This window comes from Ensifer sesbaniae (assembly GCF_013283665.1).
In the GTDB taxonomy this organism is placed as follows: domain Bacteria; phylum Pseudomonadota; class Alphaproteobacteria; order Rhizobiales; family Rhizobiaceae; genus Ensifer; species Ensifer sesbaniae.
This window is the reverse complement of record NZ_JABEKU010000001.1, coordinates 1,790,954-1,816,345: the sequence shown is the minus strand read 5'-3', so window position 1 is coordinate 1,816,345 and position 25,392 is coordinate 1,790,954. Positions and strand designations below refer to the sequence as shown.

Below are 25,392 nucleotides of genomic sequence, written 5' to 3'. Positions count from 1 at the left end.
TGGAACTGCCGTCAAATGCCTGGCGGATCATCCGTGAAGGTAGCCGTCCGCCAGTCATAGGCGCGGTGCCGTTCCCACGGGCGGGCAAGAGTCGTGAATGCCGTCCGAAACTGCATTGGCGGCGGCGCTTGCTCCGTATCCGGCTGCGCTCGTATTTCGATCGCACCCGTACGACGCAGCGTCCGTGCATTCACAATGTGGGCGCGATCGCTCGGGCACGTCGCGCCATCAACCCGGGCGGCGGTCATCACCAAATCCGCCAGGCCGCACAAGGCTGGAAACAGACGCGGGTTCTCGAGCGCGATGATCGTCCAGCCGTAAGTGTTGCGCGCCGCACACCATTGCTTTTCCCGGCAGATGAAGACACCCGCAGCATTCGCCTCGATCGCCGACGACAGATCCGCGCGGATTGCGGCCACCTTTGCCTCTTCGAGCGGCGGAGCGCCCTTCCCGTTCGGCTCCGTAGCCGGATAAGGATCGGCAAAAGCTGGCGGCGCAAGCGTCACCGGCGCAAGATGTCTTCCCACCGCGAGTGCTCGCTGCCATTGTGAAAACACGAAATCCGACGGGCGCGTCCTGTTGGTCGCGATCGCGCCGTTCGCGACGAGACCGATGAGGCGGCCATCTTCGGCTATTACGACGTCGGGAAGACGGTCGCGCTCCACGGCGAGGCTGACAAGACCGGCGCAGATCAGCAGGGCACCCGACAGCGCCAGCCAGCTCCGCAATACACAGACCAGAATACCGCCCGCGGCAATCAGCACAAAGCCGAGATGCCCGATGCGACCGGTGACGATCTCGCCATCAAGCGAGGTTACGAAGCGGGCGATGTCAAGCATCCGGTCGAGACCCCATGCCATTGCCACCAGCGGATAGTGTTCAAGCCCCAGTGGCATCAGAAGCATGGCGAACAGGCCGAACGGCATGATCACGATGCTGATCACCGGCATGGTGAGAACATTGGCGAGCAGGCCGTAAGCCGGCAACCTGTGGAAATAGGCGATCGAATAGACCGATGTCGCCAACCCGCCAATCAGCGAGGTGATGACGACACCGGCGACTACGCCCGTGACCAGCCCCCTTCCCTTGCTTCGCCTTTCCGCTGCCGGTAGCTCCGTTTCCCGCCGCTCGCGCCAGCGCGCATAACCGGCAACGAGCGCAAGGGTCGCGGCGAACGACATCTGAAAACCAGGTCCGGCAACCGCCGACGGCGTTAAGGAGACGATGACGATCGCCGCAAGCGCAACGTTGCGCAGGCTGATCGACATGCGATCGAAAAACACCGCCACGAGCATGATCGAAATCATGATCCAGGCGCGCAATGCCGACACGGCGCCACCGGCGATGAGAATGTAGAGACAGACCATCAGCAGCGCGCCGGCCGCCGCGACCTTCTTGACCGGCACACGATGGGCCAGGCCAGGGACCATGCTGAGGACAGTGCGGGCGCCGATCAGAAAGGTTCCGGCGGCAAGTGCCATGTTGAGGCCCGAGATCGCCAGCACATGGGCAAGGCCGGCTTGCCGCAACACCTCGACCGTCTCGCGGCTGATGGCACGCTCTTCCGCCGTCACCAGTGCAGCGGCAAGTGCTCCGGTATCGCCGCCGATCGCGGTGCGGATGCGCTCTCCGACTGCCTCTCGTATCGAGGCGATGCTGGTCGCCAAGGATGAGCCGAAGGAAAGGGTCGCCTCCAATTCTCCGGCCGCAGGCGCTTTTCCGCCCGTCGGCGAACCATAGAAGAAGCCGACTGCGCCGATGCCCCTGAAGTAGCTGTCAAATGCAAAGTCGTTCAGCCCCGGCAGTGCCGGGCCGGACGGCGGCGACAGCCGCGCCCTGCCCTCGATGGTCGCCCCTATCGGCAGCGGCTCGTCCCGACCTCGCGCTACCAGCGTTATTCTCGTTGGTTGGCGGCGCAGGCGCGGCTTGGTGGTCTCTCGAACCTCTACCCCGTAGCGCCATTGGCCCCGGTCGTCCTGTTCGCGGGAGAACACCACGCCCCGCACATTCGTCGTCACCGGTGCATCGAGGATAATTGTATCGATGCGCGCCGTCTCGGCCGCGATCAGCACCATTCCCGCTACAAACAGCATCGCCGCGATCAGCGGTGCCCGCAGCAATGCAGATTTTCCAACGCAAGCCACCGTCGCCATGCCAAAAACGCAAAGCAGCAGTGCAAGTTTGGCGATTCCGACATCAAATGGGAGCGACAGCCAAGTGAGGACACCGAAGCTCAGCAGTACCGGTATCAACACGAAGCCGTGACCGAACGCGCGCTCGTCTTCGATCGCGGAGGCGAAAGACACCTTGACCAGACGCGGGCTGAGGTGAGCCGAGAATATGGATATCCCGCGCTTCACCCGTGTCGAGAGCAAGGCGGGCGGCGCATTGGGAGCAAGGACTGCAACGGCATTGGCAGGATCGGAACCGGACAACAGGAAGCTGCCGCGCTCCGCGTCGTGCGACGCATACCGCCCTTCAGTATCGTTCATTGCGCCAGCGCTCTTTCCCCCCGAATATGCGCCCGATCATGCAACCAAAGGCACACAACCGCAACCGCTGCGCTATCTGCTGAAAAAAGCGGCAAACCTATATAGAATGGTACCGCACCATCATCCGACGCGATTGTTGATCTGCTTGGACTTATTGCCCGTAACATGCCATTGTTGCGTCGCCATATGCACATTTTCGCATCGCACAATTTGCCTTTCGTACAGCTTGGCAGTCGAAAATAAATCATATAGCAAATTCGCAACGTTCATTTTCGTGGCACGTCTCGGTGCCACGTTGCCATAAGACGGAGGGTCCGATGACTGAAAAAACCGCGGTTGTAACACTCGATGGAAAGTCGGCGGATCTTCCGGTGCGATCGGGGTCCATCGGCCCTGACGTCGTGGACATCGGCTCGCTTTACAAGCAGACGAAGATGTTCACTTACGACCCGGGCTTCACCTCCACGGCGTCGTGCGAATCCAAGATCACCTATATCGACGGCGACGAAGGCGTGCTTCTGCACCGCGGCTATCCGATCGAGCAACTTGCAGAACACGGCGACTTCCTGGAAGTCTGCTACCTGCTGCTCTACGGCGAACTGCCGACGAAGGCACAGAAGGCCGACTTCGATTATCGCGTAACGCACCACACCATGGTGCATGAGCAGATGTCGCGCTTCTTCACCGGCTTCCGCCGCGACGCGCACCCGATGGCCGTCATGTGCGGCTGCGTCGGCGCGTTGTCGGCCTTCTATCACGACTCGACCGACATCACCGATCCGCATCAGCGCATGGTCGCTTCGCTGCGCATGATCGCCAAGATGCCGACGATCGCGGCCATGGCCTATAAGTACCACATCGGCCAGCCCTTCGTTTACCCGAAGAACGACCTCGACTACGCCTCGAACTTCCTGCGCATGTGCTTCGCCGTTCCGTGCGAGGAATATGTCGTCAACCCGGTCCTGTCGCGCGCCATGGACCGCATCTTCATCCTGCATGCCGACCACGAGCAGAACGCGTCGACCTCGACGGTTCGTCTCGCCGGTTCGTCGGGCGCCAACCCGTTCGCCTGCATCGCTGCCGGTATCGCCTGCCTCTGGGGCCCGGCACATGGTGGCGCCAACGAAGCGGCGCTCAACATGCTCGCCGAAATCGGCACGGCCGACCGTATTCCGGAATATATCGCCAAGGCCAAGGACAAGAACGATCCGTTCCGCCTGATGGGCTTCGGCCACCGCGTCTACAAGAACTACGACCCGCGCGCCAAGATCATGCAGAAGACCACGCATGAGGTGCTGGCGGAACTCGGCCACAAGGACGATCCGCTGCTCGAGGTCGCGATGGAACTCGAGCGCATCGCACTCACGGACGAGTATTTCATCGAGAAGAAGCTCTATCCGAACATCGACTTCTACTCCGGCATCACGCTGAAGGCGCTGGGCTTCCCCACCACCATGTTCACCGTGCTCTTCGCGCTCGCCCGCACCGTCGGCTGGATCGCGCAGTGGAACGAGATGATCGAAGATCCGGAGCAGCGCATCGGCCGCCCGCGCCAGCTCTATGTCGGCGCTCCGCAGCGCGACTACGTGCCGGTCTCCAAGCGCTGATCGGTTTCAGACCAGAAAGCAAAGCCCGGTCAGCGATGACCGGGCTCTTGTTTATGGGGCCGCGACATCGGCTCGTACGCGTTTCCATCAGACTGGCTGCAAGCAATGCCGGTCGCAAACTGGCCACGGCGGGCGGAAGCCCAGCGCATAGTTTCGGCGGCGTCGGCGCATCGAGGGATGCATCCTGCGCGCTCAGGGGACTGTGAAGCTTACCTATTGGCCTTCTGGAGATAGCCGAGAACAATCTCGGCCGCCATCTCTCCCGGCGGGCGGCTCGTCGCCATGCGCCGCTGTACCACTGCGTAGCCATCCAGCATCGAGGCGCGCTGCGCCGTTGCACCGGAAAGCCGCTCCATCCAACGCGTCAAGGCACCGGGGCGGATTGCCTGGTTGAAGTATTCCGGGACGATCGGGAAGTCCGCGATCAAATTCGGCAAGGCGCCGCTCCAGATGCGGATGCGCTTGTGCAAAAGCTTCACCAGGAAATCGGGATCGTAGGTCGAAACGACGGGAACGCCGGCCAGCGCCAGTTCCAGGAGAACCGTTCCCGAGGCAGCGATCGCCGCATCGGCCTGATCGAAGGCGGCCCATTTTTCCGCCGCCCCCACGGTGATCTCCGGCTGGATGGGCCAAGATGCGGTGATTTCGCGCACCAGCTTCTCCTGCCGCGAAACGGTCGGCAACAGGAAGCGGATGCCAGGATGCCGGCTAGCAAGCTCCTCGACCACCCGGCCAAAGATTGGCAACAGGCGGCCAACCTCACTGGAACGGGAGCCCGGCAGAAGGAGGCATGTCGACACGCGCCCATCCATGGCGCCGGCAAGGCGCTGCTGGCGGCTTGCCCGAACCGCAAGCACATTCGCATCGCTTGCGAGGCGATGACCGACATAGGTCGTCGGAGGGCCCTGCAGCCTCTGCATCGCCTCCGGTTCGAACGGCAACACGGCCAAAACGTGATCGACATAGCCGCGCATGCGCGGCGCGCGCTCCGGCTTCCAGGCCCAGACGCTCGGGCAGACATAGTTGATGACAGGCACATCCGGCAGTGCCGCACGGACTTTCCGCGCCACGCGGTGGGTAAAGTCCGGGCTGTCGATGATCAGCAACGCGTCGGGACGCGCGGCAATGATCGCCTGCGCCGTCTGGCGAATGCGCATGATGAGCTTCGGCAATCTTGCCAACACCTGGGTGAAGCCCATGATGGATAGTTCGGAATAGTCGAAGAGGGAGCGAAGGCCTTCGGCCTCCAACGCCTCGCCGCCGACACCAACGAGCTCTATCGGCCTGCTGCTTTGGGTCCGAAGCGCCCGGACGAGATCGCCGCCCAGAAGGTCTCCTGAAACCTCCCCCACGATCACCGCGAGTTTGTAGCTGGACGCGCTCATCGCTCGGCTCCCCTGGCCGATCGCTCGACCCCGGCGACAAACAGACCGGAGCGATTGGCGACGTCGATCACGTCGGCGCGTTCCAGCACCAGCGCCCTACCAGCTTCAACGGCGATGCCTGCGAGACCGGCCCTTTCTGCAAGCGCCACGGTAGAGGGCCCGATCGACGGCAAGTCGGCGCGAAGATCCTGCCCCGGTTTGCAGAGTTTGACGAGGACCCCCCGCCGGCGAGAAGAGACACGGCCCTCGGCCTTCAAGGCGACGACACGCTCCAGCATTGCATCGGTACCTTCAGCGCCCTCCAGCGCCACGACGCGCCCGCCGACGGCCACAGCACCCTGCCCCACATCCAGAGCGCCGAGGGCATTGGCAGCGGCAATGCCGGCCTCTATGTCGCGGCGGTCGTCGGCATCGGGCGTGACTGCACCGATCGGCCCCGGTTCCGCCAAGAGATTGGGCACCACTTCATGGACGCCAATGACATGGGCTCCGCTTGCCTCGATCAGCGCCATGGCCATGCGCAGCACGGCATCGTCTCCACCGGATACCAACGTCTTCAACACAGCCGGGATCTTTGCGAGCGTTCTGAGCGTCGGGCGAATATCACGCCATTCGGGCCGGCGGCGAACCCAGCCCGACAGGACGACGCGATCGATCCCCTCTTCCCTGAAGGTACGGCTGATATTGGCAAAGTCGCCGATTCCCAGCACGGAATGATCGAAGCCGACCCAATCGGCCTCTTCCGCCTCTCGCGACAACGCGATGATGAAAGGATCTTCGCCGCGCGCCCGGACGGCCTCGGCCACATGGTGCGGCAGCGCGCCCCCGCCGGCGATGATTGCGAGCCGACCGCCGGTCGCTGCGTGGCTCGCAGCAGCCGACATCACGCTCACGCCTTGCCGCGGGACGGCGACGATAGTGCCCTGTCGCTCTCGGCCGCGATGAAATCGAGGATTTCGACGACCGGTGCGCAGTCGGCGTATTCTTCGCGAATGGCGGCCGCATTGGCGCGGATCGACTCCGGGCCTTCAAAGATCTGCTTGTAAGCACGACGAACGACGTGGATCGTTGCGCGGTCGATCCCGGCTCTCGTCATGCCGACAACGTTCAGCCCGCTCAGCACACCCGGATTGCCGTTGAGCATGCCGTAGGGAATGACGTCATAGCTGACGGCGGAGAGGCCCCCGATGAAGGCCTGGCGGCCGACACGGGTAAACTGGTGCACGGCGCAGCCGCCGCCAAGAATGGCGCGGTCTTCGACCGTGACATGGCCCGCCAGCATCACGTTGTTCGACAGGATGATATTGTTGCCGAGCCGGCAATCATGCGCCACGTGCGAATAGGCCAGGAAGAGATTGTTGTTGCCGACGACCGTCTTGCCGCCATGTTCGACGGTGCCCGTGTTCATCGTCACGCCTTCGCGGATCGTGCAATTCGTGCCGATCAGCAGTTCCGTATCGACGGCGCTATGATGAACACTCTGCGAGTCGGCGCCGATCACAGCCTGCGGGAAGATCTTGGACCCCTTGCCGATGGTTGTACGGCCGGTCACCACGACATGACTGTGAAGCTCAATATCGTCGCCGAGAACGACTTTAGGACCCACGTGGCAAAAAGGGCCGATCTTGACGTTTTCGCCGACCACAGCGCCGTCTTCGATGATCGAGGACGGGTGGATCTTCGCTGTTGCTGCAATCATGTTCAGGCGTCTTCCTTGCTGACGATCATTGCGCCGATATCAGCTTCTGCGACCAGTTGCCCGTCAACTTTTGCATCACAGTGAAATTTCCAGATATTGCCGCGCTGCTTCTGCTTCACGACATGGAATTCGACGCGATCGCCCGGAACGACCGGCTTGCGGAACCGCGCATTGTCGATGGTCATGAAATAAACGAGGTTTGTTCCGGTTCCCACCTTGCGGGCACAGATCGCACCGGCCGTCTGAGCCATGCCCTCGACGAGCAAAACGCCGGGCATGATCGGCTGTTCGGGAAAGTGACCGGTGAAATGCGGTTCGTTCGCCGAGACGTTCTTGATGCCGATCGCCGAATTGTCGCCGTCGATCTCGATGATCCGATCGACGAGCAGAAATGGATAACGATGCGGGAGCAGCTTCAGGATTTCCTGAATGTCCGCCGTACCGAGAACCGTTGCTGCCTCACTCATTCGAGCCGCCCTTCTTCTTTTTCTGTCTGTCGCTTGCCCGCATCGCCATCTCCGCGACGTCGCGCAGGAAATCGCGCATCGGGCGCGCTGGAATACCACCATAACGTTCGCCGGCGGGAATATCGCTTGCCACGCCGCTCATCGCCGCGATCTGCACGCCATCGCCGACCGTGATATGACCATTGACGCCGCTACCGCCGCCGATCATCACGCCGTCGCCGATCTTCGTGCTGCCTGCAATTCCGACCTGGCTGACGATGCCACAATAGCGGCCAATGCGCACGTTGTGGCCAATCTGGACGAGATTGTCGATCTTCGTCCCTTCGCCAATCACCGTGTCATCCATCGTGCCACGGTCGATCGTCGTGTTGGCGCCGATCTCCACGTGATCCTGAATGATCACGCGCCCAACCTGAACGATCTTGATCATTCCGCCCTTCGGACCCGGGGCATAGCCAAACCCGTCCTGCCCAATACGGGCGCCTGGATGGATGATCACGCTGTTGCCGACGAGAGCACAGAGCACGCTTGCGCCTGAGGCAATCGTACAGTCGCGGCCGATGCGCACACCCGGGCCGATGACCGCGCCGGCAGCAATGCGGGTGCCGCGACCGATTTCCGCGCCGGCTCCGACGACCGCCATCGGCTCGACTTCGACACCGTCTTCGAGACGCGCGGTCGGATCCACGAAAGCGCCCGGCGCCACGCCCTTGAGGCTGGTGTTGCGCGCGGGGCGCATCGCGACCTCGTGCAGCAACGTACCGGCAAGAGCAAAGGCCGTATGCGGGCGAGCCGTCAGCAGGACCGGGATATGGGCAGGTACAAGGCTGGAGATCGTCTTGTCGCAGATGATCGCGGATGCCTGACACGTATCAAGCTCGGCGCGGCTCTTGCGAGACAACATGTAGCAGACGTCACCGGGCTTTGCCCGATAGACCGGCGCTACCGAACGGACGGCGCGGTCTGCGACCGCGACATCCACCAACTCCGCCCCAATTTGATCGGCCAGGTCGCCCAGGCGAATCCCTTCATGGGGCGGAAAAAACCAGTTCTGTTCCATGGACACTCCAGAACGATCTTTTCTGGCAGTTCTGGACTGCTCGTTTATCAGAACGACGAGGAAATACCGAACTTCAGGTTCTGTACCCGGTCGAAGTCTTCCTTGGCAACCGGCCAGGCGTAATCGACACGCAGCGGACCGAACGGCGAAGCCCAGATCAGGCCGATACCGACCGATGCGCGCAGCGAGGAGTCGTTGCCCTCAACCGTTTCGCCCGGCGCCATCGTGACCTTGTTGCTGTAGAGCGTGCCGGCATCGGCGAAGACCGCACCACGGAAGCCGCTGTCACGCGGGATACCCGGAAGCGGGAACGTCGCCTCGGCCGAAGCCGTGAAGTAGGTCGTGCCGCCGAGTGAATCGCCCGTAGCCTTGTCGCGCGGGCCGATACCGTTGCGCTCGAAGCCGCGGATGTCGTTAGAACCGAGCTGGAACTGGTCGAAGACCTGAAGATCGCTGCCGGTTTCGAAGATGTGACCGGCGCTACCACCGAGCGACGCGATAATGTCCGCCTCGTCGTTGACGGTGTAGTACCACTTGGCCTTGCCGGTCATCTTGTAGAAATCGGAGTCGCCACCGAGGCCTGCAAACTCGTGCGTGAAGGTCGCCAGGATACCGTCATGCGGCAGCTGCGCATCGTCGAGCGTGTTGTAGGTGATCGACTGCGATACCGACGAACGAACCCAGTTTCCACCCTCGACCGCGCGAACGTAGGGCGACGACAGCTTCGCAACGTTGCCGCTATAGTCGAACTGCGTGAAGTTGTAGCGCAGCGTGGTCGACAGGTTTTCGGTGATCGGCGCCGTTACGCGCAGGCTGAAGCCCTGATCTTCGTAGCTGTAGTTGTCGTCGTCGAAATCGTTCTCGTTCTTGAACACGTCGAAGCCAGCAGCCAGACGATAACCAAGGAAGTACGGCTCGGTGAACGAAACGTTGTAGGTCCGGCTCTCGTCACCGCGACCGGCAGCGACGCGAATATACTGACCGCGACCCAGGAAGTTCTTCTCTTCGATCGACGCCTCGACCAGGAAGCCGCCACCGCTACCGGCGGAGTAGCCAGCACCGATACCGAACGAACCGGTCGATTGATCCTGAACATCGACAATCACGACGACGCGGTCAGCAGCGCTGCCCGGTGCAGTCGAGATATTGACGCTCGAGAAGTAGCCGAGGGCCTCCAGGCGACGCTTGGCGCGCGCAACCATCTCCTGGTTGAAGGCATCGCCTTCACCCATGTCGAATTCGCGACGGATGACGTAGTCACGCGTGCGGGTGTTGCCGCGGATCTCGATGCGCTCGACGTAGGCTCGGTCGCCCTGGTCGACGAGGTAGTCGACGGCGATCGTGTGGTTGGCGAGGTCGCGGTTGCCGCGCGGCGTAACGCGCGCAAAAGGATAACCAGCCGAAGCGACGCGCTTCGAAATCTCGCTCATCGTCGCCTGAACGTCCTTGGCCTTGTAGACCGAGCCTTCACGGCTCACGACGAGACCCTTCAGCTCTTCGGCATTGATGCCCTCGACGGTCGATTCGACATTGACGGCGCCGAAGTCATAACGCGGACCTTCTTCGACGGTGATCGTCACCGTGTACTCGTTGGTCGCCTCATTGAGCGTCGCGTCAGAGGAAACGACCTGGAAGTCCGCGTAACCGCGGTTGTAATAGAACTGGCGCAGCAGCTCCTCGTCGGCGCGAAGCTTGTCCGGATTGTAGACGTCCTTGCGCGTGATGAACGAGAAGATGCCCGATTCCTTCGTCGCGATGACCGACTGAAGACGGCCGTCGCTATAGGCCTCGTTACCGACGAAATTGATCTGGGAGATCTTGGTGCGCTCGCCTTCATTAATCACGAAGGCAAGGTTGACACGTCCTTCGGCAACCGGAACGACCTGCGTCGTCACCGTGATGTCGCTGCGGCCGATGGCAGCATAGGCGTCCTTGATTGCCTGAATGTCCGTTTCGACCGTCGCTTCGCTGTACGGGCCGAGCGGCTGCGTACGGACGACGCCCTGCAGCTTGTCGTCCTTGATCTTGCGGTTGCCGTTGAAGACGACCTGGTTGACCAGCTGGTTCTCGCTCACGTTGACGACCAGTGTACCGCCGGCGACATTGATGCTGACGTCGGAAAAGTAGCCGGTGGCATAGAGGCGCTTCACGGAAGCGTCGATGTCAGTGTTGCTGAAGGCCTTGCCCGGAACGATCGTGATGTTCGCACGGACGGTCTCCGCGCTGACGCGCGTTGCCCCGCGCACTTCGACACGATTGATGACCGCAGCTTCTGCGACAGACGTGCCTGCGAGCAACCCAACTCCAGCGCCGGAAACAACAATGCTTGTTGACAGCGCAGCCGCCGACACCGCGTTCAAAAACCTTGAACCAGCTTTCATGTTCAAATCTTACCTTTTCCAAACGTCGCGCGGCAGTTTCGTGCCGACTCCGGTCACGGTTGCCGTTTTAACCGCTTTTCCCATACAAGCAAGCCAGCTCGTTAATTTCTGTTTACTTCAATTCGAACCGTGGCTTAACGGCCACTACAGCCTCGAGTTATCGTAAACAAAACCTTTCTTCGCAGGCCGTTGAAAACCAATCGTTCACAGTGTCCGCCGAATTCCCCCTCGCCTTTCCCCGACCGAACGCTAGCCGAAGAACATCGATATGTCGTTCCAGGTGGCAAAGACCATGAGCATCAAAACCATGGCAAAGCCGATCCGATAGGCGACATCCTGCGCGGCAGGACCGACAGGCTTCCCGCGCAAGGCCTCAATCGCATAGAACATCAAATGGCCGCCATCAAGCACCGGCACGGGCATGAGGTTAAGCAATCCTATGGAAACTGACAGGATCGCAGCGATATTCAGCAGGAATGGAATACCGAGCGTCGCCATCTGTCCGGAGACCTTGGCGACGCGGATCGGTCCACCGATCTGGTCCGCCTTCATCCGTCCGGTCAGTACGTTGCCCAGGTAGTCGAAGGTGCCCGTGATCACGTGCCAGCTTTGCAGGACGCCCTGGCCCACGGCCTCGATCGGGCCATAGGTGACGGTGCGGAAATTGCCGGCTTCCTGGTCGGTCAGGATGCCGATGATGCCAATCTCCATCTTGTTGCCGAACTGGTCGGCGAGTTCCGTCCGCTGAGGCACCATCGGCAGATCGAGTATCGCGCCATTGCGCTCGATTCGGATCGTGATCTTCAGTTCGGGCCGCACGCTGACATAGCGGCGAACGTCGTCGAAGGTCGTCACCGGCGTGCCGTCGATCGAGATCAGCCGATCGCCCGGGATGACGCCCGCCTGCGCTGCTGCGCTGTTTTCGTTCACCCGCGCCACCACCGGATCGGCGACCTGGCGGCCGTAAACGGAGAACAGAACGGCGAAGATCGCAATCGCGAGGATGAAGTTGGCGATCGGCCCTGCGGCAACGGTGGCCGCACGCTTCCAGAGCTTGGCGCCAACAAAGGTCTTGCCGCGCTCTTCCGGCGCGATCGCCTCCAGGCGCTTGTAGTCCGGCACGCTCGCAGCGTCCTCGTCGCCGAAGAACTTGACGTAGCCACCGAGCGGGATCGCCGACAATTTCCAGCGTGTTCCGCGTCGATCGGTCCAGCCGAACAGTTCGGGACCGAAGCCGATCGAAAAGGCAAGGATGCGTATTCCCGACCAGCGGCCGACGAGGTAGTGCCCCATCTCGTGTACGAAGACCAGCAAGGTCAGCACGAGAAGGAAGGGGATGATATAGCCGGTCAGAAACTGAAAGGCATCGAGCAGATAGGTCATGAACGTTCCTCAAGTCCCTGCGGTCGGCATCAAGGGCCGAGCAGGACCGAACCGAAGGCGATCTGGCGCCCGTCGCTGACGAAATACTGAATCATGACCAGAATCAACGCCGCGATGCAGGCGAATATCAAACCGTCGACTCGATCCATGACTCCGCCGTGCCCCGGAATGAGACGACTCGAATCCTTCACGCCAAAGCGCCGCTTGATGAAGGACTCGAACAGATCCCCAATCTGGCTGGCAACCGAAAGCACCAGGGCAATAATCGGGATCCGAAGATCTTGCAGCGAAAAGTATGCCATAAAAACGGCAATACCGGCGAGGATGCCACAAATCGTGCCGCCGATGGCGCCCGACCAGGTCTTGCCGGGCGATATGCGCGGCGCAAGCTTCGGGCCACCGATCGCACGACCGGTGAAATAGGCGAAAATGTCGGTTGCCCATACCACGGCAAAGACGAACAGCGTCGCGATCAGGCCGAGATCGTCGGCGCCACGCAGTGCGGCCAGCGAGATGCCGGTGAGGCCCGCATAGGCAATGCCTCCGGGCAGCCACCAGCTCGTCTTTTGAACAAGGACCCAAAGCAATGCGGCGCCGATGCCGAACGCCAGGAAGGGAAGGCTGTAGCCGATGTAGCCGGTGACGACCAGACCTGCGATCACCGCCATGGAGAGCCAACCGAAGGCATTGCCCTGGAAATCGCGCTCAACCAGGCCGGTGATCGTCGACCACTCGTAGTAGACGAGAAGCGCGATCAGGACGGAAAGGAACTGGAAAGCGAGCCCGCCGAACCAAGTCGCAGCGAGAGCGACCGCTGCGAGCACCACCCCCGAAGCGATGCGAAGCTTGAGTTCAGTTTGCATCAGGAACCAACCGCCCGCGTCGGCTCGACCAATCCGCCAAAACGGCGCTCCCGGCAAGCATACTTCTCCAGAGCCGCCAGGAAGGTCTCACGTGTGAAATCCGGCCACAGTTCGGGAACGAAGATCAGCTCGGAATAGGCGCCCTGCCAGAGCAGGAAGTTCGATAGACGCTCTTCGCCGCTCGTACGGATGATGAGGTCCGGATCAGGTATATCGGCAGTGTCCAGCGCAGCCGCAATGCGTTCCTGGTTGATGTCCTCCGGGCGCAAGCGCCCTTCGGCGACATCGACGGCGAGGCGACGCATCGCGCGGCTCAACTCGTCCCGCGCGCCGTAGTTGAAGGCGATAACCAGGGTAATTCCGGTATTCGCCCGCGTCGTTTCCTCGGCCTCTATCAACAAGGGCAGGATGTCGCCGCGCAGGTTGGAGCGGTCGCCGATGACACGGATGCGGACGTTCTCGCGATGCAGGTCGGCGAGATCCCGGCGGATGAAGGTCTTGAGCAGCCCCATGAGGTCGCTCACCTCCGGCTCCGGCCGGCTCCAGTTTTCCGAGGAGAACGCAAAAAGCGTCAGATAGCGAATACCCAACTGGGCCGCCGTCTTGACGGCATCGCGAACGGTCTCGACGCCTTTGCGATGCCCCATGGTGCGCGGTAGCCCACGCGCGTTAGCCCAACGCCCGTTGCCATCCATGATGATGGCAACATGTTCAGGAACGGTCGTGGAGATGAGGTTTTGCATAAGGCGTCCGCGAAAGGAGACTCAGATCACGAGCAGATCAGACCTGCATGATTTCCTTTTCCTTCTCGGCGAGCAAGCGGTCGATCTCGGAAATCGTTTCGTCGGTCATCTTTTGCACGCGCTCGGACTGAGAACGGCTGATATCCTGACCGATTTCGCCATCCTTTTCGGCTTTTTTCAGGTCATCCATACCGTCGCGGCGCACGTGACGTACGGCTACCTTGGCTTTTTCAGCGTAATCGTGGGCCACCTTGACCAGCGACTTGCGGCGCTCTTCGTTGAGCTCGGGCAACGGAATGCGCAGGTTCTGGCCGTCGATGATCGGATTGAGGCCGAGGTTCGATTCGCGAATGCCGCGATCGACGGCGCCAACCATCTGCTTGTCCCAGACCGAAACGGACAGCATGCGCGGCTCGGGAACGGTGATGTTGGCAACCTGGTTGAGCGGTACGCGCGAGCCGTAGGCTTCAACGGTCACCGGGTCGAGAACATTCGCCGACGCCCGGCCGGTACGAAGCGATGCAATATCGCTCTTGAATGCGGAAATGGCGCCATCCATGCGACGCTTCAGTTCCTTCAGTTCAACACCTTCACTCATGGTCGAAACTCCCGTTCTATCATTCGCCGGCCCGAGGGCCGTTCTGCGGCGTACTTAGTTGTCTGTGACGATGGTCGCGCGACCGCTGCCGGTCAAGATTTCCGCGAAACCACCCTTTTCGTGGATCGAGAAGACGACGATCGGAATGGTATTTTCGCGTGCAAGCGCAACGGCGGCAACATCCATGACGGCAAGGCCCTTTTCAAGGACCTCGCTGTGGGTCAAGCGATCGAAGCGGGTCGCAGTCGGATCCTTCTTCGGGTCGGCGGAATAGATACCATCGACCTGAGTGCCCTTGAAAATGGCCTGAGCCCCCATTTCCGCCGCGCGCAGCGCCGCAGCCGAGTCCGTCGTAAAGAAGGGATTGCCGGTGCCGCCGGCGAAGATCACGACGCGGCCGAGCGAAAGATGATGAAGCGTTGCGCGCTGCGAGAAGCTTTCGCAGATCTCCGGCATCGCGATTGCCGAAAGCACGACCGTGTCGATGTCGAGCTTGCGCAGCGAGGTTGCCAGCGCCAGCGCGTTGATGACCGTTGCCAGCATGCCCATGTGGTCGCCGGTCACCCGGTCTCCACCCTTGGAGGCCACCGCGACGCCGCGGAAGATGTTGCCGCCACCGACGACGACACCGACTTCGACGCCCATGGCGCGCGCTTCGGCGATGTCGGCGGCGATGCGGTCGGCGACCGCCACGTCGATACCGAAGCCCTGGCTGCCCATCAGGGCTTCACCGGAGGCTTTGAGGAGAACACGCTTGTAGATTGGCTCGGCCGGCATCATCGCTCCTGATCAGATCGGTGCGCGTGCGCACGACGGCGGCGCACAGCGCATAAGGACATATTGCGCTCTCCGGTTTCAACCGCTGCGGAGTCATTTCCGGCGGGTCCGGCGCATTGACGAAGCCCGATACACGAAGGGCACCGCGTTGTCACGCGATGCCCCGAGGTTTTCCCAATATGGGTGAAGAAATCAGCCCTTGGCGACGGCCGCGACTTCTGCAGCGAAGTCGGACTCTTCCTTCTCGACGCCTTCGCCGAGCAGCAGGCGAGCCATGCCGGTCACTTCGATCGGTGCGCCAGCAAGCTTTTCAGCGTCCTTGACGGCCTGACCGACGGTGATTTCCGGGTTCATGACGAAGGCCTGCGACAGCAGGGCGACTTCTTCGAAGAACTTGCGCATGCGGCCTTCGACCATCTTTTCGATGATGTTGTCCGGCTTGCCCGAAGCGCGCGACTGTTCGATGAAGACGTTGCGCTCGCGCTCGGCGACAGCAGCGTCGACTTCTTCGGCGCGGATCGCCAGCGGGTTGGTCGCAGCGATGTGCATGGCAATCTGGCGGCCGACCGAGTACAGCACTTCCTTGTCGCCGACCGACTTCAGCGCGACGAGAACGCCGAGCTTGCCGATGCCGTCGCCGGCAGCGTTGTGGATGTAGGTTGCGACAACGCCGTCTTCGACCTTGAGCAGAGCCGCGCGACGCAGCGTCATGTTCTCGCCGATCGTGGCAATCGCGTCCTTGATCGATTCGTCGACCGACTTGCCGGTCGCCGGATAGTTTGCGGCTGCAATGGCTTCAACCGTGCCGTCGGTGCCGAGCGCTACGTTGGCGACGCCGCGAACGAGTTCCTGGAAGGCTTCGTTACGGGCAACGAAGTCGGTTTCGGAGTTGATTTCGACGACGACGGCCTTGGTGCCGCCGCTGACGATGCCGACGAGGCCTTCGGCAGCCGTACGACCCGACTTCTTGTCGGCCTTCGCGATACCCTTGGCGCGCAGCCAGTCGATCGCTGCTTCCATGTCGCCGTTGGTTTCAGCAAGTGCCTTCTTGCAATCCATCATGCCTGCGCCGCTCTTTTCGCGCAGTTCCTTCACCATTGCTGCAGTCACAGTCATCTTTTTTGCCTCTTTGTCTGTTTGGCGGGGCGTACCCGCGCATGGCGCGATGCCAGGAGGTTTGGCAGGGAATGGCTTTTCAATGTGACACCGTGATGAATGCATCACGCTGATGTTGCTCGGATCCAACGATCCGAACGGATCGGCGCCATCCCCGGCTGAAAAGAACAAGGCCGTTCAGACTTTCATCACAAACGGCCTCGTCCCGACATTTCATTGGGGGCGACAGGGTTATCTGCCGCCAGAGCCCGATCAGGCGTCGGTGGCCTCGTCGAGTGCCGGCTCGACCGGAACTTCGGCAGAGGCGCCGAGGTCGCGGCCTGCTGCGCCCTGCTGGCGTGCGATGCCGTCGATGGCAGCGCGAGCGATGAGGTCGCAGTAGAGAGCGATGGCGCGCGAAGCGTCGTCGTTGCCCGGGATCGGATAGTCGATCTGGTCCGGATCGCAGTTCGAGTCGATGACGGCGACCACCGGGATGCCGAGGCGCTTGGCTTCGTCGATCGCGATCGATTCCTTGTTGGTGTCGATGATGAACATCAGGTCCGGGGTGCCGCCCATGTCGCGGATACCGCCGAGTGCGCGGTTCAGCTTTTCGCGCTCACGCTCGAGGTTCAGGCGTTCCTTCTTGGTGAAGCCCGAAGCTTCCGAAGCGAGGATTTCGTCGAGCTTGCGCAGGCGCTGGATCGAGTTCGAAATCGTCTTCCAGTTGGTCATCATGCCGCCGAGCCAGCGAGCGTTGACGTAGTACTGGGCCGAACGCTTGGCGGCGTCAGCGATGATTTCCGAAGCCTGGCGCTTGGTGCCGACGAACAGAACGCGGCCGCCGTTGGCAACGGTGTCGCTGACGACCTGCAGGGCGCGCGACAGCATCGGCACGGTCTGAGCGAGGTCGATGATGTGAACGTTGTTACGATCGCCGAAAATGTACGGCTTCATCTTCGGGTTCCAGCGGTGCGTCTGGTGGCCGAAGTGAACGCCAGCTTCCAGAAGCTGACGCATGGTAAAATCAGGCAATGCCATGCCTTTTTCTCCTTTTCCGGTTGAACCTCCGCGAAGCGTCGAGCATGGTCTTTCGACCGACCCACCGGCGGAACGATCCGGATTTCTCCCGGAACATCCCATGCTTCACGTGTGGAATGGGCAGCCCCTTAACCTCAACTGCCCGAGAAATCAAGACGCGAAAGCCGCTTTTTGGCGGGATCGCCTATTTGCAGTCCTCGGAATTGAAGACTTCGAGGTCAGCGAGCTTTCCGCTGAGGACAAAATCGCCGTAGTCCATCGTCAGGTCGCGGGTGATCCCGTTTTCATAGAGCTTGAATGACATGCGGTAGATCGGCAGGGCATCGCCGCTCTTGTCGTCGTTGAAATAGGAGATCGTCACCGGCCAATAGCTTTCGCTACCGAACTTGCCGGCTTTGCCCGCATCCGGCTCGTCGGCGGTGGGCTTGCGCGATTTGCCGACGAAGGTCGAGGTGATCAGCGTCTTGTCGCCCGAGTCGGAACCGTCGAAGATGCGCGCCTCGAACAGGCTTTCCCCCTTCTTCGCCCGCGAGATCACTTCCATCATGTGGGCGGTAGGGAACCGGCTGGCCGCGAGTTCCACCTCACGCTTGTCGGGCGCGGTCAGCTCGACCTTGACGCCGGCCTTTTCCTCGTGCGCCGTGCCGCGCACTTCCTTATCCAGTTTCTCGTCTGTGAAGGAACGTGTCAGGAAGCGGAAGTTGCCGCTCTTCAGGTCTTCATAGGTGGTCGTCTGTTGGTCGGTGAGACGCACTTCCTCGCCGGTGTCGACCTGGGTCACGAAGCGGAAGCTGACCGTATAGCCCTCGCAGGCGGAGCCATTGAATTCATAGACCATGCGACCATACATTCCGGCAATGCCCGAACGATCCGACGCATCCTTGAGTTCGAGATCATAGACGGCGCGATGCGGCACGAGGATGTTCGCACTCGCCGCCGTCGCGCCCGACGCCGTCATGACGGCGAAACAAACGCTGCCCAGTGTGACGAGACCGAAGCCTTTATGAAACATCCGTTTCCTCCTGTTGGACTCGCCGGCAATGCTATAAACAAGCGTTCGGCAGAAGCGAGGCGGTGATTGCAGGAAAAGCCGGGCCCCCGCCGCGATCCGGCCTGAATGCAGGATTTTAACACAAAAGACAACAATGGAGCTTTCCATGTCCGCAGAGATCGAAACGCGCCTCAAGGACCTCGGCGTCACCCTTCCCCAGGCTGCGACCCCGGTCGCGAACTATGTGCCGTACGTGATCAGCGGCTCCATGCTGTACATCTCCGGGCAGCTTCCGATGGAGGACGGCAAGGTGGCCGTGACGGGCATTGTCGGCAAGGATGTCGACGTCGCCCGCGCACAGCGCGCCGCCGAACTCTGCTCGATCAATATCCTCGCACAGGCAAAATCCGCGCTCGGCGGCGACCTCGGACGCATCCGTCGTCTCGTAAAGATCAACGGCTTCGTCGCCTCGACGCCGGAATTCACCGAGCAGCATCTGGTCATCAACGGCGCCTCCAATCTGCTGGCCGGCGTGCTCGGCGAAGCAGGCAAACACGCCCGCGCCGCCGTCGGCATGGCCTCGCTTCCCTTCAATGCCGCCGTCGAAATCGACGCGGTCATCGAGATCGCCTGATCGGGGTGCCCGGCATGGCTGATATTTCCTGGCTGAAGGCCCAACCGATCGCCCATCGCGGCTATCACGACATGAACAGGCAAGTGTGGGAGAATACACTCTCGGCATTCTCCCGCGCCGTCGAGGCGGGTTTCGCGATCGAGTGCGACCTGCAATACACCGCCGACAGCATCCCGGTCGTCTTCCATGACGACGACACGCAGCGCCTCTGCGGTATCAAGGGCGATGTTCGCTCACGCACCGCCGGCGAGCTCGGGCTGATGGCGATCGGCGGGACGAAAGACAAGGTGCCGACCTTGACGCAGATGCTGCGGCTGGTCGACGGCAAGGTGCCACTCGTCATCGAACTCAAGGGCCGCAAGGGCGACGACGAAGGCTTTGCCGCCGCCGTTCTGGAGACCCTCGAAGGCTATAAGGGACATGTCGCCCTGATGAGCTTCGATCACTGGCTGCTCAAGGATCTGAAGGCGCTCGACGCACCCTACCCGCTCGGCCTGACCGCAGAAGGCGCCAATCCCGAAACCTTCTTCGTGCACGAGGAAGCGATGCAGTTGGGGCTCGACTTCATCTCCTACCACTACGGCCACCTGCCGAACCCGTTCATCACCAAGGAGCGGACACTCGGCAAGACGATCATCACCTGGACCGTACGCGACCGGCAGGCCGAGGCTTACACCTACGCCCACGCGGACCAAATGACCTTCGAGGGTTTCGACCCGCGGGAGGCCCTGGTTTCCTGAACTGATGTCAGACGCCGTCACCATCCGTATAGCCCAATCCTTCGCCAATGTGCCGGCAGCACGTTGGAACGTGCTTTCCGGTGCGTCGAAGGAGCATCCCGACGGCGTCTACAATCCCTTCCTCTCGCATGCCTATCTCTCCGCTCTTGAAGAATCCGGATCGGCAACCGCCAAGACCGGTTGGCTCGGCCAGCACCTGCTTCTCGAAGGATCGGACGGGCACCTGCGCGGCGGCCTCGTCTGCTATCTGAAGAGCCACAGCCAGGGCGAATATGTCTTTGACCATGGCTGGGCCGACGCCTTTGAACGGGCCGGCGGGCGCTACTATCCGAAGCTGCAAAGCTCCATCCCCTTCACACCGGCCACCGGACCGAGACTGCTTACGGCACCGGGGGAGAATGGTCGAGCGGTACAGGATGCGCTTGCCGCGGGCTTGAAGGAGCTTGCGTGCAGGCACGACGTCTCGTCGGCGCATGTCACCTTCGTGCCGGAAGCCGAGATGCCCGCCCTCGAGCGTGCCGGCTTCCTGCACCGCACCGACCAGCAGTTCCATTTCTCAAACGAGGGTTACGGATCGCACGCCGATTTCCTGGAGACCCTTGCCTCGCGCAAGCGCAAGGCGCTCAAGAAGGAACGCAGGGCTGCGCTCGAAAACGGCATCTCGATCGACTGGCTGACAGGCCGCGACCTGACGGAAGCGATCTGGGACCAGTTCTTCGCCTTCTACATGGACACCGGCGGCCGCAAGTGGGGTCGCCCCTATCTGACACGCTCCTTCTATTCGCTGATCGGTGAGCGCATGGCCGACGATATCCTACTGGTGATGGCGCGTCGCAACGGCCGCTACATTGCCGGCGCGATCAACTTCATCGGCGGCGACGCGCTTTACGGCCGTCACTGGGGCTGCATTGAGGACCATCCGTTCCTGCATTTCGAAGTCTGCTACCACCAGGCGATCGACTTCGCGATCGCCAAGGGCTTGAAGCGGGTCGAGGCCGGTGCCCAGGGCGAACACAAGCTCGCGCGGGGCTATATGCCCGTCACCACCCATTCGGCGCATTTCATCACCCATCCGGGGCTCGCCCGCGCGGTCGCCGACTATCTTGACCGCGAGCGCAGGGATGTGGAGGAAACGGGCGAGATTCTTGCAGAACACGGACCTTTCCGCAAAGGTGAGCGGCAAGACGACTAGACCGCTTCGGCGAGGGCCGGCCTGCGCCAATTCACGAGGAACGACAATGAGATACGACGACAACAACATCTTCGCCAAGATCCTGCGCGGCGAAATTCCTTCGCACCGCGTCTACGAGGACGATGCGACGATCGCGTTCATGGATGTGATGCCGCAGGCCGAAGGCCACTTGCTCGTCGTTCCGAAGGCTCCCTCGCGCAACCTGCTCGATGCCGATCCGGCGACGCTGCCAACGCTGATTGCGACCGTGCAGAAACTGGCGATCGCAGCGAAAGAGGCCTTCGAGGCGGATGGCGTCACGGTCATGCAGTTCAACGAGGCACCGGCCGGCCAATCGGTCTTCCACCTGCACTTCCATGTCATTCCGCGGCGCGCGGGCGTGCCGCTGAAGCCGCATTCAGGTACCATGGAAGACGGCGCCGTGCTGGCGGCCAATGCCGAAAAGGTTCGGCAGGCGCTCTGATCGCGCCTTCAATCTCTGCCTGAGTTGTTGTTCCGCCGAGACGGCTTCCCTGCTCGGCGGATGGCTTTTTCACGTCACCGGTCTTCGGCGAAGACAACCGCTCAGAAACCGAGCAACCAGAGCCCTGACGCGAGCCCTGCGATCGCGGTCGCTATCCCGATCGCCGGCTTTCGGCCGAAGAGAAAGAAAGCCACGGCCCCAAGCGCAACGGACCCCGTGCGCAGCCAGAGTGGGGATTGCTCGAGCACTCCCGTCGGATAGAGGACGAGCTTGGCGATGACCGCGGCGACGAGAGCGGTCGCGACCGCCCTCACCCAATTCAACGCTTCGGAATCATCGCGCAGCTTGTTGCCGGCAACCACGCCCAGCCAGCGCCAGATGTCGGTTGCCAGCCAGCCGGCGATCGCGATGAAGGCATAGGGCCACCAACCGTCCTGCCACGTCATGCGCCCACCTCCTTGCGTTGGCGCCAAAGGCGCTCGACCAACCAGGCGAGCGTGCCGCCAACGAGGCCGGCAATCAGGATATCGAATTCCGGAAACAGCCAGTAGAACAGCGGCCCGCCGGCGAGGCCGAACAGGAGCGCGACGTAGACGACGGGATGGCGCGCGGAATGCCATATCGATGCGAGGAAATAGACGGGTGTCAGGAAGAAGAGACAGCCGGCAACGATCGGCGGGAAGTCCGCGACGAAGTGGTAGACGACGGCGACCAGCAACATGTTTGTCGCGACGAGCGTGATGCCGAAGCCGGCAAAGAAGGCGGCACGCCGCCCGCGCGGCACCTTCGGCACCTTCTCCATTGCGAACACCCAGGCGGTGATCGCGATGAAGTGCGACAAGAAGAGGAGCAGCCATGTGGGCGTTCGCGACGTGCGCAATTCCGGAACGAGCGCCGCAACCATGGGCATCAGACGAACGGACGACAGCGATACCGCCAGGAACGCGGCCGCAAGATTTGCGCCGCTCATCATCGAGCCGACAAGGATTACCTTGGCCGGAAGCGCCCAGACGATGCCGGTCATGAAGACGACCTGCTGCACCGGAATTCCAGCCTGCGCCGTCAGCGAGCAGAAGCCGACGAAGGACAGCATCAGGATGAAGGCCGGCAGGCTGAAGATGCCGCGCATACCCTTCCCGAACCAGGCGAGCGAAGATTGCTCGTCTTCTTCCCTATTCATCGGCACTTCCGGATTGTCTTTGACTCAGAAAAACGGTGCCGGATGGTTTGCATCCGGCACCGTCGAACATCTCTTGCAAGCGCCTATTTCTTGCGAGGCACCTTCGGCACCGTGCGGCCCTTTCTCGGAGCCACGTCGCTGGCCCCAGCCTCTCTACCCGACGACGCCTTGGCGGCAGCCTTCTTCGGCTTGGACTTCGGCGCAGACTCGGCGCCCACTTCTTCCTTATCTTCGGCCTTCTTCGGCTTTGTGGTCTTCATCGCCGGGCGGGAAACCTCCGCCTTCGGCTTGATTGGCGTGGTTTCGGGAACGGCATCCAGCAGCAAGCCCTTGGTGCCATCGGCCTTGGTGCCGATCGTCACCTTGACAACGCCGCCCTTCTTCAGCTTGCCGAAGAGGATCTCATCGGCGAGCGGCTTCTTGACGTTTTCCTGGATGACACGCGCCAGAGGCCGGGCACCCATCTTCTCGTCGTAGCCCTTCTCGGCAAGCCAGGCGATCGCCTCGGGCGCGAGGTCGAAGGTAACGTTGCGCTCGGCAAGCTGGGTCTCCAGTTGCATGACGAACTTCTGCACCACCTGGTGGATAACCGGGGTCGGCAGCGAAGCGAACGGGATCACCGCGTCCAGACGGTTGCGGAATTCCGGCGTGAACAGGCGGTTCAGCGCCTCTTCGTCCTCACCCGTGCGCTTGGAAGAACCGAAGCCGATGGCGGCCCGGGCCATTTCTGATGCGCCGGCATTGGTCGTCATGATCAGGATGACGTTGCGGAAATCGATCTTCTTGCCGTTGTGATCGGTCAGCGAGCCGTGATCCATGACCTGCAACAGGATGTTGAACAGATCCGGATGCGCCTTCTCGATCTCGTCGAGCAGCAGCACGCAATGCGGATGCTGGTCGACGCCATCGGTCAACAGGCCGCCCTGGTCGAAGCCGACATAGCCGGGAGGTGCACCGAGCAGGCGCGAAACCGTGTGCCGCTCCATGTATTCCGACATGTCGAAGCGCAGAAGCTCGACGCCGAGCGACGTCGCAAGCTGCTTGGCGACTTCCGTCTTGCCGACGCCGGTGGGGCCGGAGAAGACGTAGCAGCCGATCGGCTTGTTCGGTTCCCGCAGGCCAGCGCGCGCCAACTTGATCGACGAAGCGAGTGCTTCGATCGCCAGATCCTGGCCATAGACGACCGAGCGTAGCTCCTTCTCGAGATTGGCAAGCACTGCCTCGTCGTCCTTGGAGACGGTTTTCGGCGGAATGCGCGCCATCGTCGCGATCGTCGCCTCGATCTCCTTCTCGGTGATCAGCTTACGGCGCTTGCCGGCGGGCAGCAGCATCTGCGCCGCGCCGGACTCGTCGATCACGTCGATCGCCTTGTCGGGCAGCTTGCGGTCATTGATGTAACGGGCCGAGAGCTCGACGGCCGCCTTGATCGCCTCGTTCGAGTATTTCAGGTGGTGATATTCCTCGAAGTACGGCTTCAGCCCCTTCATGATCTCGATCGCATCGGCAATCGTCGGCTCGTTCACGTCGATCTTCTGGAAGCGGCGGACGAGCGCCCGGTCCTTCTCGAAGAACTGACGGTATTCCTTGTAGGTCGTCGAGCCGATGCAGCGGATCGCACCGTTGGACAGCGCCGGCTTCAGCAGGTTGGACGCATCCATCGCGCCACCGGACGTGGCGCCGGCACCGATGACCGTGTGGATCTCGTCGATGAAGAGCACGGCACCGGGATAATCCTCAAGCTCCTTGACGACCTGCTTCAGGCGTTCCTCGAAATCGCCGCGGTAGCGCGTGCCCGCGAGCAGCGTGCCCATGTCCAGCGAGAAGATCGTCGCGTCCTGCAGCGCCTCCGGCACCTTCTTTTCGACGATCCGCTTGGCAAGGCCCTCGGCAATCGCCGTCTTGCCGACGCCGGGGTCGCCCACATAGAGCGGATTGTTCTTGGAACGGCGGCACAGCACCTGGATGGTGCGGTTCACCTCAGAGTGACGCCCGATCAACGGGTCGATCTTGCCGGACTTCGCCTTTTCATTGAGGTTGACGCAGTAAGCGGTCAGAGCGTCCTGCTGCTTCTTGGGACCGTTTTCCTCGGTGTCGCGCGAAGGCTTCTGCTCGGATTCGTGATCGTCGGCGCCGCGTACCGGCCGCGACTCGGAACTGCCCGGGCGCTTGCCGATACCGTGCGAAATGAAGTTGACGGCGTCGTAACGCGTCATCTCCTGCTCCTGCAGGAAATAGGCAGCATGGCTTTCGCGCTCGGCGAAGATGGCAACCAGCACGTTGGCGCCGGTCACTTCCTCGCGGCCGGACGACTGGACGTGGATCACCGCGCGCTGGATGACACGCTGAAAGCCCGCCGTCGGCTTGGAGTCCTCATCGTAGCCGGTCACGAGATTGGAGAGCTCGTTGTCGACATAATCCGTCACGGTTTTGCGCAGCGTCTCGAGATTGACGTTGCAGGCGCCCATCACGGCTGCCGCGTCGGCATCATCGATCAATGCCAAAAGCAGATGCTCGAGCGTGGCGTATTCATGATGGCGCTCGTTGGCAAAAGTCAGTGCCTGGTGCAGCGCCTTTTCGAGGCTGGGCGAAAATGTTGGCACG

General features: G+C 61.7%; 24 protein-coding genes. 6 read left to right on the top strand and 18 right to left on the bottom strand.

The genetic code is table 11. The annotated features are described in order from the left end of the window. Positions 1 to 11: 11 nt before the first annotated feature. On the bottom strand, positions 12 to 2,492 hold the full coding sequence (locus tag BHMPCIPO_RS08840) for a ComEC/Rec2 family competence protein (RefSeq protein WP_173516398.1): 2,481 nt from the start codon (positions 2,490 to 2,492) through the stop codon (positions 12 to 14). A 317-nt stretch (positions 2,493 to 2,809) separates the two neighbouring features. Between BHMPCIPO_RS08840 and gltA the strand changes: the two genes are divergently transcribed. Next, on the top strand, positions 2,810 to 4,099 hold the full coding sequence (gltA, locus tag BHMPCIPO_RS08835) for a citrate synthase (RefSeq protein WP_173516397.1): 1,290 nt from the start codon (positions 2,810 to 2,812) through the stop codon (positions 4,097 to 4,099). Between the two features lie 209 nt (positions 4,100 to 4,308). Here the strand turns inward: gltA and lpxB are convergent, their stop codons facing one another. From lpxB to bamA, 6 genes are read right to left on the bottom strand one after another with little or no spacing between them, the layout of a single operon-like run. Then, complete coding sequence (gene lpxB / locus BHMPCIPO_RS08830; RefSeq protein WP_173516396.1) at positions 4,309 to 5,484, bottom strand: lipid-A-disaccharide synthase; 1,176 nt, start codon at positions 5,482 to 5,484, stop codon at positions 4,309 to 4,311. Then, the gene (locus BHMPCIPO_RS08825) at positions 5,481 to 6,368 is read right to left on the bottom strand and encodes an LpxI family protein (protein ID WP_173516395.1); all 888 of its coding nucleotides are present in this window, start codon (positions 6,366 to 6,368) and stop codon (positions 5,481 to 5,483) included. Before BHMPCIPO_RS08825 ends, lpxB begins: the two co-directional genes overlap by 4 nt. A 5-nt stretch (positions 6,369 to 6,373) precedes the next feature. After that, positions 6,374 to 7,183: an acyl-ACP--UDP-N-acetylglucosamine O-acyltransferase gene (lpxA, locus tag BHMPCIPO_RS08820; RefSeq protein ID WP_376741629.1), complete on the bottom strand. Its 810-nt coding sequence runs from the start codon at positions 7,181 to 7,183 to the stop codon at positions 6,374 to 6,376. A gap of 2 nt (positions 7,184 to 7,185) precedes the next feature. Beyond that, the gene (gene fabZ / locus BHMPCIPO_RS08815) at positions 7,186 to 7,650 is read right to left on the bottom strand and encodes a 3-hydroxyacyl-ACP dehydratase FabZ (protein ID WP_034796695.1); all 465 of its coding nucleotides are present in this window, start codon (positions 7,648 to 7,650) and stop codon (positions 7,186 to 7,188) included. Then, positions 7,643 to 8,710: a UDP-3-O-(3-hydroxymyristoyl)glucosamine N-acyltransferase gene (gene lpxD / locus BHMPCIPO_RS08810; protein WP_173516394.1), complete on the bottom strand. Its 1,068-nt coding sequence runs from the start codon at positions 8,708 to 8,710 to the stop codon at positions 7,643 to 7,645. Before lpxD ends, fabZ begins: the two co-directional genes overlap by 8 nt. Before the next feature lie 47 nt (positions 8,711 to 8,757). Then, entirely contained in the window at positions 8,758 to 11,091 is a 2,334-nt protein-coding gene (bamA, locus tag BHMPCIPO_RS08805) for an outer membrane protein assembly factor BamA (protein ID WP_173516393.1), read from the bottom strand. Between bamA and BHMPCIPO_RS08800 the strand changes: the two genes are divergently transcribed. Further along, positions 11,033 to 11,257: a hypothetical protein gene (locus BHMPCIPO_RS08800; RefSeq protein ID WP_173514879.1), complete on the top strand. Its 225-nt coding sequence runs from the start codon at positions 11,033 to 11,035 to the stop codon at positions 11,255 to 11,257. The genes bamA and BHMPCIPO_RS08800 overlap by 59 nt on opposite strands. A gap of 83 nt (positions 11,258 to 11,340) precedes the next feature. On the opposite strand, the gene rseP is transcribed toward BHMPCIPO_RS08800, so the two are convergent. From rseP to BHMPCIPO_RS08760, 8 genes are all read right to left on the bottom strand, one after another. Continuing rightward, entirely contained in the window at positions 11,341 to 12,474 is a 1,134-nt protein-coding gene (rseP, locus tag BHMPCIPO_RS08795) for an RIP metalloprotease RseP (RefSeq protein ID WP_173516392.1), read from the bottom strand. A 29-nt stretch (positions 12,475 to 12,503) separates the two neighbouring features. Next, positions 12,504 to 13,337 carry a phosphatidate cytidylyltransferase gene (locus BHMPCIPO_RS08790; RefSeq protein ID WP_173516391.1) on the bottom strand — a complete coding sequence of 278 codons (834 nt, stop codon included), beginning with the start codon at positions 13,335 to 13,337 and terminating at the stop codon, positions 12,504 to 12,506. After that, positions 13,337 to 14,080, bottom strand: a complete 744-nt coding sequence (locus tag BHMPCIPO_RS08785) for an isoprenyl transferase (RefSeq protein WP_173516390.1) — start codon at positions 14,078 to 14,080, stop codon at positions 13,337 to 13,339. The genes BHMPCIPO_RS08790 and BHMPCIPO_RS08785 overlap by 1 nt, the downstream gene beginning before the upstream one ends. A 37-nt stretch (positions 14,081 to 14,117) precedes the next feature. After that, positions 14,118 to 14,678 carry a ribosome recycling factor gene (gene frr, locus BHMPCIPO_RS08780; protein WP_173516389.1) on the bottom strand — a complete coding sequence of 187 codons (561 nt, stop codon included), beginning with the start codon at positions 14,676 to 14,678 and terminating at the stop codon, positions 14,118 to 14,120. A 54-nt stretch (positions 14,679 to 14,732) separates the two neighbouring features. Further along, complete coding sequence (gene pyrH / locus BHMPCIPO_RS08775) at positions 14,733 to 15,455, bottom strand: UMP kinase (RefSeq protein WP_173516388.1); 723 nt, start codon at positions 15,453 to 15,455, stop codon at positions 14,733 to 14,735. A 192-nt stretch (positions 15,456 to 15,647) separates the two neighbouring features. Then, positions 15,648 to 16,571 carry a translation elongation factor Ts gene (gene tsf / locus BHMPCIPO_RS08770; protein WP_173516387.1) on the bottom strand — a complete coding sequence of 308 codons (924 nt, stop codon included), beginning with the start codon at positions 16,569 to 16,571 and terminating at the stop codon, positions 15,648 to 15,650. 252 nt (positions 16,572 to 16,823) lie between these two features. After that, entirely contained in the window at positions 16,824 to 17,591 is a 768-nt protein-coding gene (gene rpsB, locus BHMPCIPO_RS08765; protein WP_173516386.1) for a 30S ribosomal protein S2, read from the bottom strand. Between the two features lie 184 nt (positions 17,592 to 17,775). After that, positions 17,776 to 18,603 carry a cell envelope integrity EipB family protein gene (locus BHMPCIPO_RS08760; RefSeq protein ID WP_173516385.1) on the bottom strand — a complete coding sequence of 276 codons (828 nt, stop codon included), beginning with the start codon at positions 18,601 to 18,603 and terminating at the stop codon, positions 17,776 to 17,778. Between the two features lie 145 nt (positions 18,604 to 18,748). On the opposite strand from BHMPCIPO_RS08760, the gene BHMPCIPO_RS08755 reads away from it, so the two are divergent. The 4 genes from BHMPCIPO_RS08755 to BHMPCIPO_RS08740 are packed head-to-tail and all read left to right on the top strand — an operon-like array spanning position 18,749 to position 21,611. Next, positions 18,749 to 19,216, top strand: a complete 468-nt coding sequence (locus tag BHMPCIPO_RS08755) for a RidA family protein (protein ID WP_173516384.1) — start codon at positions 18,749 to 18,751, stop codon at positions 19,214 to 19,216. 14 nt (positions 19,217 to 19,230) lie between these two features. Beyond that, positions 19,231 to 19,956 carry a glycerophosphodiester phosphodiesterase gene (locus BHMPCIPO_RS08750; protein WP_173516383.1) on the top strand — a complete coding sequence of 242 codons (726 nt, stop codon included), beginning with the start codon at positions 19,231 to 19,233 and terminating at the stop codon, positions 19,954 to 19,956. Positions 19,957 to 19,960: 4 nt separating this feature from the next. Then, positions 19,961 to 21,148, top strand: a complete 1,188-nt coding sequence (locus BHMPCIPO_RS08745; protein ID WP_173516382.1) for a GNAT family N-acetyltransferase — start codon at positions 19,961 to 19,963, stop codon at positions 21,146 to 21,148. 46 nt (positions 21,149 to 21,194) lie between these two features. Continuing rightward, positions 21,195 to 21,611 (top strand): HIT family protein, encoded by a 417-nt coding sequence (locus BHMPCIPO_RS08740; protein ID WP_173516381.1) that lies wholly within the window; start codon positions 21,195 to 21,197, stop codon positions 21,609 to 21,611. Between the two features lie 101 nt (positions 21,612 to 21,712). Here BHMPCIPO_RS08740 and BHMPCIPO_RS08735 read toward each other — a convergent pair whose 3' ends face one another. From BHMPCIPO_RS08735 to clpA, 3 genes are all read right to left on the bottom strand, one after another. Next, complete coding sequence (locus BHMPCIPO_RS08735) at positions 21,713 to 22,057, bottom strand: AzlD domain-containing protein (protein WP_173516380.1); 345 nt, start codon at positions 22,055 to 22,057, stop codon at positions 21,713 to 21,715. Next, the gene (locus BHMPCIPO_RS08730) at positions 22,054 to 22,791 is read right to left on the bottom strand and encodes an AzlC family ABC transporter permease (protein ID WP_173516379.1); all 738 of its coding nucleotides are present in this window, start codon (positions 22,789 to 22,791) and stop codon (positions 22,054 to 22,056) included. Before BHMPCIPO_RS08730 ends, BHMPCIPO_RS08735 begins: the two co-directional genes overlap by 4 nt. Before the next feature lie 83 nt (positions 22,792 to 22,874). Beyond that, positions 22,875 to 25,391 carry an ATP-dependent Clp protease ATP-binding subunit ClpA gene (clpA, locus tag BHMPCIPO_RS08725; protein WP_173516378.1) on the bottom strand — a complete coding sequence of 839 codons (2,517 nt, stop codon included), beginning with the start codon at positions 25,389 to 25,391 and terminating at the stop codon, positions 22,875 to 22,877. Position 25,392: the final 1 nt, after the last annotated feature.